General features: G+C 38.8%; 12 protein-coding genes. 6 read left to right on the top strand and 6 right to left on the bottom strand.

Going from position 1 to position 17,206, the window contains the following annotated elements; translation table 11 throughout:
• The first annotated feature begins 263 nt into the window (after positions 1 to 263).
• The 3 genes from gltB (at position 264) to ALFOR1_RS06390 (ending at position 8,124) form a co-directional block, all read left to right on the top strand.
• On the top strand, positions 264 to 4,721 hold the full coding sequence (gene gltB / locus ALFOR1_RS06380) for a glutamate synthase large subunit (RefSeq protein ID WP_104642404.1): 4,458 nt from the start codon (positions 264 to 266) through the stop codon (positions 4,719 to 4,721).
• Positions 4,722 to 4,730: 9 nt separating this feature from the next.
• Positions 4,731 to 6,146, top strand: a complete 1,416-nt coding sequence (locus ALFOR1_RS06385) for an FAD-dependent oxidoreductase (RefSeq protein ID WP_104642405.1) — start codon at positions 4,731 to 4,733, stop codon at positions 6,144 to 6,146.
• 919 nt (positions 6,147 to 7,065) lie between these two features.
• Positions 7,066 to 8,124 (top strand): GGDEF domain-containing protein, encoded by a 1,059-nt coding sequence (locus tag ALFOR1_RS06390; RefSeq protein WP_232007047.1) that lies wholly within the window; start codon positions 7,066 to 7,068, stop codon positions 8,122 to 8,124.
• Between the two features lie 138 nt (positions 8,125 to 8,262).
• On the opposite strand, the gene ALFOR1_RS06395 is transcribed toward ALFOR1_RS06390, so the two are convergent.
• The 4 genes from ALFOR1_RS06395 to nadK all read right to left on the bottom strand — a co-directional run bounded on the left by ALFOR1_RS06395 (position 8,263) and on the right by nadK (position 12,044).
• Positions 8,263 to 8,577: a hypothetical protein gene (locus tag ALFOR1_RS06395; RefSeq protein ID WP_104642406.1), complete on the bottom strand. Its 315-nt coding sequence runs from the start codon at positions 8,575 to 8,577 to the stop codon at positions 8,263 to 8,265.
• Between the two features lie 199 nt (positions 8,578 to 8,776).
• The gene (gene recN / locus ALFOR1_RS06400) at positions 8,777 to 10,450 is read right to left on the bottom strand and encodes a DNA repair protein RecN (RefSeq protein WP_104642407.1); all 1,674 of its coding nucleotides are present in this window, start codon (positions 10,448 to 10,450) and stop codon (positions 8,777 to 8,779) included.
• 75 nt (positions 10,451 to 10,525) lie between these two features.
• The gene (locus tag ALFOR1_RS06405; protein WP_104642408.1) at positions 10,526 to 11,083 is read right to left on the bottom strand and encodes a hypothetical protein; all 558 of its coding nucleotides are present in this window, start codon (positions 11,081 to 11,083) and stop codon (positions 10,526 to 10,528) included.
• A gap of 76 nt (positions 11,084 to 11,159) precedes the next feature.
• Entirely contained in the window at positions 11,160 to 12,044 is an 885-nt protein-coding gene (nadK, locus tag ALFOR1_RS06410; RefSeq protein WP_058548878.1) for an NAD(+) kinase, read from the bottom strand.
• A gap of 154 nt (positions 12,045 to 12,198) precedes the next feature.
• On the opposite strand from nadK, the gene ALFOR1_RS06415 reads away from it, so the two are divergent.
• Complete coding sequence (locus ALFOR1_RS06415; RefSeq protein ID WP_058548879.1) at positions 12,199 to 13,164, top strand: HrcA family transcriptional regulator; 966 nt, start codon at positions 12,199 to 12,201, stop codon at positions 13,162 to 13,164.
• 58 nt (positions 13,165 to 13,222) lie between these two features.
• Positions 13,223 to 13,837, top strand: a complete 615-nt coding sequence (gene grpE / locus ALFOR1_RS06420) for a nucleotide exchange factor GrpE (protein WP_104642409.1) — start codon at positions 13,223 to 13,225, stop codon at positions 13,835 to 13,837.
• A gap of 30 nt (positions 13,838 to 13,867) precedes the next feature.
• Here the strand turns inward: grpE and ALFOR1_RS06425 are convergent, their stop codons facing one another.
• Positions 13,868 to 15,070 carry a Bcr/CflA family efflux MFS transporter gene (locus ALFOR1_RS06425; RefSeq protein WP_104642410.1) on the bottom strand — a complete coding sequence of 401 codons (1,203 nt, stop codon included), beginning with the start codon at positions 15,068 to 15,070 and terminating at the stop codon, positions 13,868 to 13,870.
• Between the two features lie 186 nt (positions 15,071 to 15,256).
• Here ALFOR1_RS06425 and ALFOR1_RS06430 point away from each other — a divergent pair, with 186 nt between their 5' ends.
• The gene (locus tag ALFOR1_RS06430; protein ID WP_058548882.1) at positions 15,257 to 16,054 is read left to right on the top strand and encodes a M48 family metallopeptidase; all 798 of its coding nucleotides are present in this window, start codon (positions 15,257 to 15,259) and stop codon (positions 16,052 to 16,054) included.
• Positions 16,055 to 16,164: 110 nt separating this feature from the next.
• On the opposite strand, the gene ALFOR1_RS06435 is transcribed toward ALFOR1_RS06430, so the two are convergent.
• A complete protein-coding gene (locus tag ALFOR1_RS06435; protein ID WP_058548883.1) occupies positions 16,165 to 17,181 on the bottom strand; it encodes an alpha/beta fold hydrolase in 1,017 nt (338 codons plus the stop codon).
• Positions 17,182 to 17,206 lie beyond the last annotated feature (25 nt).

A 17,206-nucleotide genomic window follows, 5' to 3' on the forward strand; every position in this document is an offset into this window, starting at 1 on the left:
GGTGTAACTGTTTGAGTCCTTTATTTTTACAAAGTGTTAAACTTGACACCAGTGTCATAAAAAAATAACGGTCAAATAACCGCTAATTGTTAAAACTTATAACTAAAAAAGAAATCTTGCCTTGAAGTGAGAAATATTCAAGAATGTGAATATGTATTCAAAATAATATTGACTCTATTTACTATAGAGGCTAGTTTTGTGCGTCTGTTAGCAAATCGTCGAGCAGTTCATTCACGTTAACAGTGCAGCAAGGGGAGGGGTCTATGTTATACGACTCAAAATTAGAAAAAGATAATTGTGGCTTTGGCTTAATAGCCCAAGTTAATGGTCAGGCTAGTCATAGGCTTATACGTACAGCTATAACTGGACTTGATCGCATGCAGCATCGCGGTGGTATTTCTGCCGATGGTAAAACTGGTGACGGCTGTGGTTTATTACTGCAAAAGCCTGACAGTTTTTTCCGTGCTATTGCCAGTGAACATAATTGGCACTTAGGTAAAAATTACGCCGTAGGCATGGTTTTCTTAAATTCAGATCCCGTTTTAGCACAAGCTGCAAAACAGGTTTTATGTGAAGAATTAGAACAAGAAACACTTAAAATACTAGGCTGGCGTGAAGTGCCAACCGACCCTTCAATGCTAGGTCCTATTGCTACTCAGCAGTTGCCTGGGTTTGAGCAAATTTTTGTTAGTGCGCCTGAAGGTTGGCGCTCTAAAGATTTAGAACGCCGTTTATATGTGGCACGTCGTCGTGCAGAAAAGCGTTTAGCGCAAGATGAGTCATTTTATATTGCAAGTTTATCTGGGTTAGTCACTATCTATAAAGGCCTTATGATGCCTGCAGATTTGCCTAACTTTTATTTAGATTTAGCCGATATTCGTATGACCAGCGCTATCTGTGTTTTCCATCAGCGTTTTTCTACCAATACTCAGCCGCGGTGGCCTTTAGCGCAACCATTTAGGTATTTAGCGCATAATGGTGAGATAAATACTATTGAGGGTAACCGTCAATGGGCGCGAGCTCGCTCGTACAAGTTCTCATCGCCGCTTATTCCTGATTTACAAAGCGCAGCGCCATTTGTAAACGAAACCGGCTCTGATTCTTCAAGCTTAGATAACATGCTTGAGCTGTTTTTAGCCGGTGGTATGGATTTATTCCGTGCTATGCGTATGCTTGTTCCGCCTGCATGGCAAAAAAACCGTGCAATGGATGATGATTTACGCGCATTTTATGACTTTAACTCTATGCACATGGAACCATGGGATGGCCCAGCGGGTATTGTAATGTCCGATGGTCGCTTTGCAGCATGTAACCTTGACCGTAATGGCCTTCGCCCAGCCCGCTATGTTATTACACAAGACGGCTTTATCACACTTGCATCAGAAGTGGGCATTTGGGATTACACTGCCGATGAAGTAGTCGAAAAAGGCCGTGTTGGACCAGGTGAATTATTAGTAATTGATACTAAGCTTGGTAAAATTTGGCACTCAGATGAAATCGATCAAGATTTAAAATCACGCCACCCTTATAAGTCATGGCTTGAAGAAAACGTTAAGCGCTTAACACCATTTGAAGAACTTACTGAGCAAGATGCGGGTAATCGCTCATTTGACGACGAAACGCTTGCGAAGTACCAAAAAATGTTTGGCTACACAAATGAAGAGCTCGATAGTGTTATTCGTGTAATGGGTGAAAACGGCCAAGAAGCGACAGGCTCAATGGGCGATGACACGCCATTTGCTGTGTTAAGTGAAGGGCATCGTTCACTTTACGATTACTTCCGTCAAAAGTTTGCTCAAGTAACCAATCCGCCTATCGATCCGCTACGTGAAAACCATGTAATGTCACTTGCTACTTGTATTGGTAGTGAGCAAAATGTATTTAACGAAACAACAGGCCACGCTAAGCGCTTACAGTTCGATACGCCTATTTTAATGTACGCAGACATGCAGCAACTACTTAATGCTGATGACGAGCACTACAGCTACTGTAAAATAGATATTACTTATACAGCTGAAGAGGGCTTAGAAAAGGCAGTGGCGCGAATTTGTGATTCTGCACAAGAAAAAGCCGCAGCGGGTTGTGTCATGCTTATATTGACTGACCGTAATTTTAGCGAAACAAGCTTACCAGTTCCTGCTGCTATGGCGGTAGGTGCAGTACAAAAGCGCCTTGTAGATACAAACCTTCGCTGCGAATCTAACATTATTATTGAAACGGGTAGTGTTCGCGATGCTCACCAATTTGCCGTACTACTTGGCTTTGGCGCAACAGCGATTTACCCATACCTTGCGTACGAGTCACTTGTTGCAATGAGCGACAGTAAAGTGATTGAAAAATCGTACTGCGAAGTAACACTTTCGTACCGTAAAGCCATCAATAAAGGCTTATACAAAATAATGTCTAAAATGGGCATAAGTACAGTTGCATCGTACCGTTGTTCAATGCTTTTTGAAGCGGTTGGTTTATCTGATTCTATGGTAGAGATGTGCTTTAAAGGCGTTGCAAGTCGTATTAAAGGTGCGTGTTTTAGTGATTTTGATAGTGATCAGCAAAAGCTTCATAAACTGGCCTTTAGTAAGCGCAAGCTACTAAGCCATGGTGGCTTATTAAAATACGTGCACGGTGGTGAGTACCATGCTTATAACCCAGATGTTATTCAAACGCTGCAAAAAGCTGTACGCTCTGGAGATTATAAAGACTACGGCGCTTACGCAAATTTAGTTAATAATCGTCCAATTGCTACTTTGCGCGATATGTTAGCGCTTAAATTACCTGAAAAAGGCATTAGTGTTGATGATGTAGAGCCAGCTGAAAACCTATATAAACGTTTTGATTCAGCAGCAATGAGTATTGGCGCACTCTCACCAGAAGCACATGAAGCGTTAGCTATTGCGATGAACCGCTTAGGTGGTTGTTCAAACTCAGGTGAAGGCGGTGAAGATAAATTACGTTTTGGCACTGAGAAAAACTCACGAATTAAGCAAGTTGCTTCTGGACGATTTGGTGTAACGCCGCACTACCTTCGTAATGCTGATGTAATTCAAATCAAAGTGGCGCAGGGTGCTAAGCCTGGTGAAGGTGGGCAACTACCGGGTGAAAAAGTAACGCCGTATATTGCTAAACTTCGTTATTCAGTTCCGGGTGTAACACTAATATCACCACCACCGCATCACGACATTTACTCGATTGAGGATTTAGCTCAGCTAATATTCGATTTAAAACAAGTAAATCCTGAAGCGATGATTTCGGTTAAGTTAGTGTCAGAGCCTGGCGTGGGCACAATTGCTACAGGTGTAGCTAAAGCATACGCTGATTTAATTACTATTTCGGGTTACGACGGTGGCACAGGTGCAAGCCCGCTTACGTCTGTAAAATATGCAGGTAGCCCTTGGGAATTAGGCCTAGCAGAAACTCAACAAGCACTTGTTGAAAATGGCCTTCGTCATCGTATTCGTCTGCAAACAGATGGCGGCTTAAAAACAGGTTTAGACATTATAAAAGCGGCTATTTTAGGTGCAGAAAGCTTTGGCTTTGGTACCGGCCCAATGGTTGCGCTTGGTTGTAAATACCTACGTATTTGTCACTTAAATAACTGTGCAACCGGTGTAGCAACGCAAGACGAAACACTTCGTCAAAAGCACTACCATGGCTTACCAGAAATGGCGATGAACTACTTTAAGTTTATAGCGCAAGAAGCACGCGAGATCATGGCAAGCTTAGGTGTTGCAAACTTAACTGATTTAATTGGCCGTTTAGATTTACTTGAAGCGATTGAAGGTAAAACAGCTAAGCAAAAGAAAATAGATTTATCATCTGTGATTGCTCAGCCTAATAACCCAACGGGCGAAACATTATTTTGTAGCGCACCAAATAGCTCTCATTACTTAGGTGAGTTAAACGAAACGTTATTAGCTAAAGCACAGCAAGCCATTGATACATCATCAGGTATTTCGCTTGTAAGTCGTATATGTAATACAGATCGCTCAGTAGGAGCTATGTTATCTGGCTATATTGCATCTAAACACGGTAACCAAGGTATGGCTGCTGACCCTGTTGCAATTGAGCTACACGGTACTGCAGGGCAATCATTTGGTGTTTGGAATGCCGGTGGCTTAGAAATGACGTTAATAGGCGATGCAAACGACTACGTGGGTAAAGGCATGGCTGGCGGTAAGCTCGTTATTCGCCCACCACTGGGCTCATCCTTTGAAAGCCATAAAGCGACTATTGCAGGCAACACGTGTTTGTACGGTGCGACGGGCGGTAAATTATTTGCTGCAGGTTGTGCGGGTGAGCGTTTTGCTGTTCGTAACTCAGGTGTACAAGCCGTTGTAGAAGGCGTAGGCGACAATGGCTGTGAATATATGACCGGCGGCGTTGTTTGTGTACTTGGTAATATTGGCGTTAACTTTGGCGCGGGTATGACAGGTGGTTTTGCTTATATTTTAGATGAGCGAAATGACTTTGAAAAACGCATTAATCCAGAGCTAGTTGAAGTCGTAACACTTGATGATTTAAGTTCGCACCAAGAACATTTACGCGGCTTAATTGCTGAACATTTAGAGCTTACTGGCTCATGTCGTGCAGAAACCATTTTAGCTAACTTTGAATTGTATTTACCTATGTTCAAGCTAGTTAAACCAAAATCAAGTGATGTAAAAAGTTTACTCGGGCATCGCGCTCGCAGTAGCGCAGAACTTCGTGTTCAAGCGCAATAAGGGGGCAGTATGAGCGAAAATGTATATCAATTTATAGACGTGCAGCGCGTAGATCCGCGCAAAAAACCAATCTCGTCGCGTAAAAAATCTTTCGTGGAAATTTACGAACCCTTTTCAGAGAATCAGGTGAACTCACAAGCTGACCGTTGTTTAGATTGTGGTAACCCGTACTGTGAATGGAAATGCCCAGTGCATAACTACATTCCTCAGTGGTTAAAGTTAATTAGAACAGGCCGCATTTTAGAAGCTGCTGAGCTTTCTCACCGTACAAACAGTTTGCCAGAGGTATGTGGACGTGTTTGCCCACAAGACAGACTGTGCGAAGGGTCGTGTACGCTTGATGAAGAGTTTGGTGCAGTAACCATAGGTAATATTGAAAAGTATATTACCGATACGGCATTTAAAATGGGCTGGAAACCAGACATGTCATACGTGACATGGACGGATAAAAAAGTAGCTATTATTGGTGCGGGTCCGGCTGGTTTAGGGTGTGCTGATATTTTAGTGCGTAACGGTGTAAAGCCAGTGGTTTTTGACCGTCATCCTGAAATTGGCGGCCTGCTTACTTTTGGTATTCCTTCTTTCAAACTTGAAAAAGAAGTAATGCAAAAACGTCGTGAAATTTTCACCGAAATGGGTGTGGAATTTAAGCTAAACGTTGAAGTGGGTGTAGATATCACCATGGACGAAATTTTAGCTGACTACGACGCGGTATTTTTAGGTGTAGGAACGTATCAAAGTATGCGTGCTGGCCTTGAAAATGAAGATGCGCCAGGCGTGCACGACGCACTCCCATTTTTAATCGGCAATACTAACCGTGTAATGGGTTACGACGAAAAAAATCAAGCGTGCATTGATATGGCCAATCAAAAGGTTGTAGTACTGGGTGGTGGTGATACCGCGATGGACTGTGTACGTACTTCTATTCGCCAAAATGCAGCTAAAGTAACGTGTGCGTACCGTCGTGATGAAGAGAATATGCCAGGCTCTAAACGTGAAGTTAAAAACGCCAAAGAAGAGGGTGTAAATTTTACGTTTAATGTACAGCCAACAGGTATTGTACTTGACGTTAATGGCCATGTTGCTGGTGTTAAAATGGTTAAAACACAACTAGGTGAGCCTGATGAAAACGGTCGAAGTCGTGCAGAAGTAGTGCAAGGCTCAGAGCATGTACTTGAGGCTGACCAAGTTATTATGGCGTTTGGTTTTAAACCACATAAAATGGATTGGTTAGAAAAGTACGATGTAGAAATTAACCATTGGGGCGGTATTAACGCACCAGAACAAGGTGAATTTACACACCAAACAACTAACCCTAAAATATTTGCTGGTGGCGATATAGTGCGTGGTTCTGATTTAGTTGTAACGGCTATTTTTGAAGGGCGAAACGCTGCTGAAGGTATCATGGATTATTTAGAAGTTTAGTTATTTGTTCTTCTAAATAATTTTAAAAGCAAGCCAAATGGCTTGCTTTTTTCGTTTAAAGTAGACAATGTTCAATGTGGTTTGTGTAAACGGTCACGGAACTACGGGCTTTCACGAGATGGTACTACCAATTCGCAATAATACTTAATCATTTAGCGGGGCTAAACTGTCGCTTCCTGGGTTAAAAAAATTCTCATTTACGACTGCATGGATGCAGAAGGTAGAGTAATGCAGGAGCAATTGCCAAGAACAACTAAATAGCAATTTTTTTGCCTAGCTATAAACACGTTTTTCCAGCCTCAAAATAGATCACTTAATAAAGCAAGTTGGTATAATTCTATTTTAGATAAGGCAGATCACCTTTACGCTCGGACTTGCAGCATTGTGTTGAGTGTTTTACAAGGCAGACTTTATATATGTGGTTATTTTAATTAACTGGGAAGCATATGCCCTAAAAGGCAAGTAGGTGCTGTCTTGTGGGCGTTATAAGGTGGTTTTGTACACTTTTCACCTGCAAAGGTGTAGATAAAATGAAAGGTTATAGGCGTTCTTTGATGGCGTTTGCGTGGGCGAAAGTCAAAATAGTTCGTAGAGTAATTAGCTACCTACTTTGATTCAAACTCACAACATGGTTAAGTGTGTATGAAATTTGAGCTAACTTAATCTCGAAAGGCAAATAGTTTTAGTTTAAAAAAATCTAAAACCGTAGGTCTATATTTTGATTTTTAAGTAGGGTTAGAAGTCAGCGTTGAATGCTATAAAGCGAAGATATTGCGGTATTTTTTACTAATGACATAAGTTGACTAGGGCATTTAAAAACTTGATAAAAAGATTAAAGCAGTACAAAATCGCTTTTTGTTTACCATTTTATTACTTTTTGTTTATAAATTAGCTTAAATACATAAGATTTAAAGGAACTATGTACGAATATTCAAACAATTCAGAAAGAAAACTTATTGTTCGATTTTTTTCTTCTATAGGCTTTATTGCTACATTTTCGATGTCGAGCCTTGCATTTATCAATAGTAGTTTTCTACTGTCGTTCGCATTATTTGTGTCTGCGTGTTTTTATATTTGGGCATTTAGTTCAGTAAAAGGGTTAGAACGATCAGCTAGTGCAATCCTTTATAATTTATATGCACTTATGTTTTACTTAGTCGTTACAGGAGGAGTTGAAGGTACAGGGCCTATATGGATATTCATAGTATCACCTGTTACTTATTCAATACGAGGACTGAAACGCGGTACATTTGATATAATATTATTTTTATTGGCTATTATTTTGGGGTTCCATTTTGCTGATAGATTTAATATTTATGATTATAACCCAGAACAGTTACCACTTAGGATTATGCTCTCTTTTATAATCGTTGCACTACTCAGTGGTTATTACGAATACTCAAGAGAAAAGTACAATAGTAAAATAATTGCTTTGAGCCAAAAAAATGAACTATTAGCGACTATTGATCCACTTACTAATTTACCCAACCGACGCTTTACCATGGATAAGCTAGCTACTTTTAAAAAAGAGTTAAAAGAAGCAAACATTCCATTTGTACTTTTATTAGCAGATGTAGATAACTTTAAAAAAATTAATGACGAATTTGGTCATGATTTTGGTGATAAAGCACTTATTCATTTATCAAAAACATTTCAAAAAAACATCCCTAAAAATGCAATTGCTTCACGCTGGGGCGGTGAAGAATTTTTAATTATCCTTCCAGACTCAAACCTCGAAAATGGAATGCAAATAGCTGAAAAAATACATAATTCACTTAAAAATTCAGAAGTGCAACACCTCGAAAATAGTACTAGTTTAACACTAAGTATTGGGGCTATTTCTGCAAGCGTTGAGCGATCAATAGACTCTGATATTAAACTCGCAGATGAGCTACTGTATAAAGCAAAAGAGCAAGGCAAAAACAGAACGTGCTCTTATACCAACCTGCATAAATCTTTGATTAATTTAACGAATTAAATTGCACTATAACGTCGTTAAAATTTTTTATTTAGAACAACTAGATACAAAAATTTTTGCCTAGTTCTAGCGTGATTTTCTTAACGTTAAATAGACCTCATATACAAGCAGATTGGTATTATTGAAGCTTGCCAATTTTTAATCCATAGAAAATGAATCTAATGAAGGTCTTGTTTTTGCTTTTCGTCGTTTTACACTCATAAAGCACGTAATATTTAACGCAATCTGTAATGCAATTAGCAGCCATAAATTAGTCTTTAAACTATCAGCTTTAAAATGAGTTAAATAAAAAGTTATAGTCGCTATATGGATAACTAAAACACTATTTAAAAACTTAAATAGTCGTTGTTTAAAATCGGTATGCTTATATTTACTAAACAGTACTAAGCATGCGCTTAATACTAATAAAGCCCAGCTAATAGCTACACAAAAATCAACTAAGGTATTTTGCATATTGTAACCCTTTAGTGTGTTTGTTATTTAAAAAAACAATCGTAATCATAATTTCATTGGTAATAAATCGTGACTTGTGTTTAGTTGTTCTGCCAATTATTCTTAATTTTCTCAACTTTTTATATCACGCAGTTAAAGCCAAGTTTATTATTTTTAATTGGTTAACCTGTATCGCTGATTGGCATTCATCATAGAAACGTTAGCTGTGCGCCATAATAAGCTCTTTAGCATTCGCTTTTGCTGTTTTACTCACGTTGTCTCCGCCTAGTAACCGTGCAATTTCGTTTATTCTGCCGTCTTTATTTAAAGGGAGCATATGTGTAAAGGTTTCACCTTGGGCTATTTCTTTAGCGACAAAAAACTGCTGATGTGCACTGCTAGCTACTTGTGGCAAGTGGGTAACACATATAACTTGTGTAGATTTACCTAGTTGACGTAATAATTTACCCACCGCTGATGCAGTAGGGCCCGATATACCTACATCTACTTCATCAAAAATCAAGGTTGGAGTTGTAACCTTTTGCGCAATGATAACTTGTATAGCAAGGCTTATACGGGAAAGCTCACCACCTGATGCTACTTTAGCCAAAGGTTGCAGAGGTTGGCCTGGATTGGTTGATACTAAAAACGATACATTATCAAAGCCTAAGCTATTTGGTGTGCGGTCGCTTTGCTGTGTTAGTGCTATTTCAAATACACCATTTTCCATTGATAAATTAGCCATACTTTCACTTATCAATACATTAAGTGTGTTGGCATATTTATAACGGCTTTCACTTAGCTGTTCTGCAGAGTGTTTGTAATTAATTAGTGCGCTATCTATTTCAGATTCTAGCTGTTCTAAACGCTGCGAATTATTACTAATAGACTCTAGTTCTTGGGAAATAGACTGGTGAAACTCAACAAGTTGCTGGGGTTTTATATGGTGTTTACGTGCTAAGTCCATTGCGCCACTTAAGCGCGTTTCTACTTCGGTTAAACGAGCGGGATCTAAATCTGCTTGCTCTGTATAATTTCTTACTTCACGGCTCGCTTCTTCAACTTGTACTGCTGCTTCATCGAGTAATGCAGCGACGCTTGCTAAACTTTCGTCATACTGAGCAAGTTGAGCAAACTGTTGAGCACTGTGTTGTAGCATAGAGCACGCATTTTGTTCATCACTTTCATATAAATGTTGTAGCTCACGCTGGCAAGATTCTAAAATTGTTTGGCTATTACTGAGCTTATAATGCTCAGCTTCTATTTGCTCAAACTCACCTTCTTGTAAAGCAAACTCATCGAGTTCAGCAACTTGGTATTCTAATAATTGCTTTTGAGCAGCTTGTTGTTGCTGCTGTTGCTCTAGGTGTTTAAATTCTTTTTGTAGGCTAGCAAATTGCTTATAGTTTAAATTTACTGTTTCAACTAAATTGTGGTGGCCAGCATATGCATCTAAAAGCTGTAACTGGTGTTCTGCTTTTAGTAAGTGTTGATGAGCATGTTGCCCATGAATAGAAATTAAGTACTGGCCAAGCTCTTTTAATTGGGACGCAGTCACTGCGCTGCCATTTATATAGCTTTTGCTACGGCCATTTTTACAAACAACACGGCGTAATAAACATTCATTTTCAGCAGTGCTTAGTAAGTGCTGTTCTAAAAATGATTGAGCCAGAGGCAATGCTGATAAATCAAATTGAGCACATACCTCAGCTTTATCAGTGCCTGGGCGAACAGCAGAGGCTTCTGCGCGCTCACCTAAGCATAGTGATAAAGCATCAATAGCAATAGATTTACCAGCCCCTGTTTCGCCTGTTATTGCGGTCATACCGCTGCGCCACTCGGTGCTTAAATTACTTACGATTGCAAAATTTTTAACTTCTAAACCAATTAACATACTGTTCATCCATCCAGTCAATTAACTGTTAATTTATACAGTGTTTTGGTTTTTTGCAAATTAATTTTATATTATTTAAGCAACACTCGCATCTTGAGCGAATTGAGGATCGGAAGTTGATGGGATTGAATTGGCTGTATCATCTGCTATATCAGTAGGTTGTGAGAAATCATCGGTTTTAATATTACTAATAAGTATAGGTAATGCATTTGTATAAAAGTTCTTATTATACAAAATACCTTGCTGAGGTAATTCAGATACAAAGTACTGTATATTATCAATCAAAGGTTGAATAAAATTTGTTTGGTTTACTTTAATTAGCTCGTTAGTTAGCGTATTGGTAAGTAAATCAGCAATATCTTCTAATTGTTGTAGGTTTTCATCTGTATGTGGTTGCACTACAAAAAAGTTACTTAAAATGGCTTGAATACGAGGAATATACTTTGGACGAATTATTTTAGCATCAAGTAGTTCGTTCAATTTAGTTTTAAGACGTGCGTTCACATGGGAAACACGTTCATTGAATAGCTTTTTTTTAGCTTCTATTGCTTTTTTACGGTTACTCTCAATTTTTAAATAACTTGCTAAAAGCGTAATTAGCAGCAGTAGAGCAAAGAATACTACATAAGTCATTGCTATCTGGTTCCAAGAAGGTTGATTATTATTAGACGCTATATTTTGCTCTATAGTACTAAATTTGGCAATAAGATTAGTATAAACGACTGCCCCAATTTAATTTAGTACGTAAAACGTTGTAGTAGGAGTAATTTTTAGGATGAATTAAGCGCAATTGTTTATCAGCTTTTTTAATAACTACTTCATCACCAGGTAAAACAGCAAGTACAACATGGCTGTCGCAACTCACTTGTAAGCTATCGGTGTTTTCTAGGCTTAACTTTAAGCGCACTTCATTATCGGCATCAACCACTAAAGGCCTGCTTGATAAAGTATGGGGGAACATTGGCACTAGTGAGATTGCATTAAGCTCGGGTGTTAATATAGGCCCTCCACCCGACAGAGAATAGGCCGTAGAGCCCGTAGGTGTTGATACAATTAAACCATCAGAACGCTGAGAAAACACAAAGTCGTTATTAATAAATGCTTCAAATTCAATCATGTGAGCAACTTTGTCGGCATGAAGCACAGCTTCGTTTACCGCTGAATTTGCACTTTTTAGTTCGTTATGACGATATACTTCTACCTCTAGTAAAAAGCGTTTTTCTTCGAGGTACTCACCACTAAGTACTTGCTCAAGGCTTGCTTCAAATCCTTCTGGATTTAAGTCAGTTAAAAAGCCTAAATTTCCTCTGTTAACACCAATTACCGCTATATTAAAACGTGCCAGTACGCGTGCGGCACCTAACATATTGCCATCACCACCAACTACTATAGCTAAGTCTGCTTGTTCGCCTAAGTCGACTAATTTAACAAGTTTATTTTGAGGGATATCGTCTAACTGGCTTCCTGTACGTTTTTCTACTATTACCTCAAAACCTAACGCGAGTAAAAAAGTATGTAATCGCTGAAGTGTTGCTGCTGCACCAGGGTGATTAGGTTTGCCAATAAGGCCAATAGTTTTAAAAGGTGAATCCATAATGTACGCACATAAAGAGTTAATATTCGTAGAGTAACCCAAAAGAGAAGTGTTTGAAAATACAGATTATAGTAATATTACAAACCTTCAATTTTATTGCTAATGAGTTAAGTAAGTGACTTGAATTACAACCAAATGCCCCGATATCTCTTTCATGCAACAAGATGTAGATAACATGAAACTAAACCCAAGAGATCAGCAAATTTTTTCAGCTGTTATGAACATGTACTGTAATGGTGAAGGCCTCCCAGTTCCGTCAACAAAAATTGCTAAACTTAAAGGCATGGCAGTGTGTTCGGCAACGGTACGTAACGCGATGGCTCGACTTGAAAAAATTGGCTTACTTTATTCGCCTCATACTTCTGCGGGCCGAGTCCCTACAACACAAGGGTTTGATTACTGGTTTGATGAATACTTTACGCTCGCTGATATTGCAAATTATTGGCAACCTGAGCAAGCACAATTAGTTGAACTAGCACACGGACTTAGTCAAAAGTATCAAGTGTGTTGTTGCGTTGGGTTACCCCAAGCAAGCTCTCAGCAAGTGTTTAGAGTAGAAGTACTTGATTTTGACTCAACTGATTGGCTTATTTTATTAATAGATAGAGCAGGGCAGAGTCATAATATTTGTATTGATAAACCACATGACTCTTCAGATAGCGTACGTTATCAATTTGCTACGTGGTTAAATACCGTTTTTAGCCAGCAAACCTTAATGGAAGGCCTTTATAGAATGCAGGCTATGGCTAATACTGCACCTAATAATTGCCACGATTCATTAACTCAGTGGACGCGTCAGCTTAGCCAAAAGCTAGGTTCTGATAACAGCATTGTAGTGGGTGAAAACTATTTATATAAAAAAATAGACTGCGAACAAAATCTAAATATTGGCGTGTCGTTTTTAAATTTTGTTGAAGATAAGCTTGCCTTTAAAAATGGTGTATCGGTTTTAAATACGGGTAAATTACCTTTTACTGAGTGCGATGAACTTATTGTGCTTAGTGTTCCGTATTTTCAAAATCAAGAATACCAAAGCCGCTTTTGCGTAATTTGCCCTAAATCGGCGCAAATTGAAGAAATAATCCAAGAATTTAAATTATTAGAGTCATCTAACTCTTGAATCTTTTTATTCAATCCCCATAATTACCGCAGTTGTAAAGAATTGGAGCACGTATTTTATGTCTGAGCAGACAAAAAACCCTGAGCAAGAAGTAGAACTAAACGAAGAAGTAGCTCAAATGGAAGCTGATGTTGAAGCAGCAGTAGAAGCCGCAGAGCAACATGAAGCTGATCAAGAGCAAAGCCCTGAAGCTGAAATTGCGATGCTATATGCAGAGCTAGAAGCTGCAAAACAAACTATTGCTGATCAAAAAGACAGTGTAGTACGTGCAGCAGCTGACGTTGACAACATTCGTCGTCGCGCAGCACAAGATGTAGAAAAAGCTCACAAATTTGCACTAGAGAAATTTGCTAACGAATTACTACCAGTTATTGATAACCTAGAACGCGCTATTGAGTTTTCTGATAAAGAAAACGAAACATTAAAGCCGTTACTAGAAGGTATTGATATGACGGTTAAAAGTTTTAACGATGCCGTTGCTAAATTTGGCGTTGAAATTGTAAACCCACAAGGCGAGCAATTTAACCCAGATTTTCATCAAGCAATGTCTATTCAGCCAAGCAACGATGTAACGCCAAATACAGTATTGGCCGTTATGCAAAAAGGCTACACATTGAATGGCCGTTTATTGCGCCCAGCAATGGTTATGGTTTCAAAAGCGGCTGATGCTTAATTTAGCCCTTTAACATATTTAAAAAATGCCTCAAATTGAGGCATTTTTTTTGTCTAATTTGTAGTGAATTAATTGTACTAGCATAGTTAAAAGCACGGCACTAAACATCAAGCTTGAAAACGGAACAGAGCTTTTAGCGTGCATTAGCGCAAGTAGTGGTCCAACTAATGCGCCACTGCCAAAACGAAGTGTGCCAATTACAGCTGTCGCAGTTCCTGTGTTTTTTTCAAATTTCATTAATATTAGTGAGTCGGCATTACTTGCGGTAACCCCTAAACTCATCATCAACGGCGCAATGGCAGCCACAATATAATATAAAGAGAGGTGTAATAAACTAAAAGTTAGTAGCGCCAGCCCAGATATAAACCCGCAAGCAAGCCCTATATACAGCATCTTACGAGAGCCAATCCTTGGTACAATTCGGGTGTTTAAAAAGTTACCAAACATAAGTGCCATAACGTTAAAAGCAAATAACACACCAAACAATTGCTCAGATACTTTATATAAATCTAAATATATAAACGGTACTGAGGTTAAAAAGCAAAAAAAACCAAACGATACAAACATAGAGCTTAAAATGTCTGCTCGAGCATCTTTATTACTAAGCACGGTTTTATAGCTATCAAAAAATAGGGCTAGGCCTTTTTTCTCGTTTGTGTGAATGGGTATATCAATTAAATGCACTTGTACAAACGCAAGGATCACAAAACTGTAAGCAGCCAATACTAAAAATATACTAGACCAAACAGAAAACCCTAATATAAATGAGCCAACAGAAGGAGCAACTAACGGCGCTACCATCATGATCATTGACACATACGACATGCCTTTAGCCGTATTTTGTTGATAAATATGCCTAATTACACCTGGCACAACCACTGTGGCTGCTGCACCTGTAAATGCTTGCACAGCTCTTAGTGCCCAAAAGGTATGTATTTCAGTGGTAAATGCCAGTGCTACAGAGCTTATACCAAACAAAGATAAGCCAATACGCGCGAGTTTTCTGCGGCCAATTTGATCGGCTATAGGGCCAAAAAATAACATACCTAATGAGTAACCCGCCAAATAAATACTTAACGAAATTTGTACATTTGGCATGCTGGTTTGTAAATCGTTCGCAATTACCAGCATGGCGGGTAAATACATATCTATTGCCAAAGGAGTAATTGCCACAATACTGGCTAATAAAGGTAATAAAATACGGGTATTAAAAGACGAGGCTGAGGCGTCCATGAATAAACTCAACAATCACTAAAAACAAGGCCTATAGTGTAACAGGGCATTGGGGGTGTATAAACTTAGTTTGCCTGCTAAGTTAATAAAAATAAATTATCAAGCAATACAGTGCAAAGATTCTAAACTGGCACTGTGTTTGCTATTCTACACACAATAAAAAATAACGACTTGAGAGAAAATACCATGAAAAAACTAGTACTTGCCGTATTAGCAACTGCAGTTTTAGCAGGCTGTAAAACATCACCAACAGGACGTACTCAAATTGCACTTTACTCAGATCAACAAATGAGTGAAATGGGCACCGCTAGCTTTGCCGAAATGAAAGCGTCTCAGCCAATAAATAAAGATGCTAAAACAAATTCTTATGTAAATTGTATTGCTGAAAAAGTAGTCGCTGTTTTACCTCAAGAATATGCGTCTCAAAATTGGGAAGTAGTGGTATTTGAAGATGAATCTGCTAACGCTTTTGCACTACCTGGTGGTTATATTGGTGTTCATACGGGCTTATTAAAAATAGCCACCAATCAAGACCAATTAGCAACAGTACTAGGGCACGAAGTCGGACACGTAATAGCAGAGCACTCAAATGAGCGTGTATCACAAAGCTCAATTTTAGATACTGGAATGCAATTAGGTAGCGCTGCACTTGAAATGGGCAATATTCAATACCGTAACGAAATAATGCAGGGTCTAGGGTTAGGCGCACAATACGGTGTTGTTTTACCTTTTAGCCGCTCACATGAATCTGAAGCAGACGAAATTGGTTTAGATTTAATGGCTCAGGCCGGTTTTAACCCACAAGAGTCGGTAACGCTTTGGCAAAATATGAGCGCCGCAGGCAGCGGTACAACCCCTGAGTTTTTATCTACTCACCCAGCGCCAAGTAACCGCATTAAAAATTTACAAGCGCAAATGAGCAAAGCACTTAGTGAGCAAAGCACTGCTAAATCTCAAGGCAAAAAACCGCAGTGCACACTGTAGTTATGCGTTTTATTAGTTAAAGTTGTACACGTTTAGTATTAATACGTAATTAATATAAAACCCCTGTAAGTATTTTACCTACAGGGGTTTTGTTTTATTTTTAAGCGTGGTTATTCAGCAGCAAGTGCTTGTTTAAATACAGTTTTAAAGCGTTCAAAATCTTCTATTTGTGGTAAATGCCCTAAATTATCAAGCTCATATAATTTAGCATTAGGGATAAGCGATGCAGCATTTTTGCCTAACTTATCGTAACGGCCAAGCTCATAATCTACACCGTCTTTTTTCCAGTTTCGGCCGGGTCCTGTTCTATCACGAGTGCCAATTATTAACTTAACTGGCACAGCAAAGTCTTTAAATTCTGTAATTACCGGTTGAGTAAAAATCATATCGTACGTTTTAGCGTTAACCCACGCCATTTGCTCTTTATCTGGGCCTTGTATTTGCCCTGTAATAAAGTCGGTTAATGCTGAGTATGTGGCGTTCCACTTTCCATCGTAATAATTTTTTTGTTGATAACGTTGAACACCTTCAGGTGTTTTTGCTAATTCGTTTTTATAGAAAAAATTAGTATCTTTGTAATCTACATATTGTAAGTAGTTTTCAAGCCCTATTGGGTTTAGTAAAATCAGTTTAGTTGTTGTGCTGGGGTACATTAATGCAAAGCGACTTGCCAACATACCGCCCATAGAATGGCCAACTACAATCGTTTCTTTTAAATTAAGAGAGTCAATTAATGCATGTGTATGATGGGCAAGCGCGGCAAATGAATACTGATAGTTGGTGGGTTTAGATGATTTACCAAAGCCAATTTGATCAGGCATTAACACGCCAAAGCCAAGTGATTGTAGGTACTGCGCTGTAGTCGTCCAATAATCAGCATTAAAGTTTTTACCGTGCATAAGCGTTACTGTAGGCATATTTTCTTTGGTAGGCTTTAGGTAAATATACGCCATTTTAAGAGACTGCTTTTGTGATTCAACGCTAAAGTAATTTACTTTAAAATCATATTGATAACTGCTTAAAAGCGCATCGTAAGAGAGAGACTCTGTATTTACTTCACTACTTGCTAAAGCATTATTAGTTAAAGCTAACAAAGCAGAAAAACAAATAACTTTAATAGATGACATGTTGATACTCCTAGTAAGGCAAGCG

Source organism: Pseudoalteromonas carrageenovora IAM 12662, from assembly GCF_900239935.1.
Lineage (GTDB): Bacteria > Pseudomonadota > Gammaproteobacteria > Enterobacterales > Alteromonadaceae > Pseudoalteromonas > Pseudoalteromonas carrageenovora.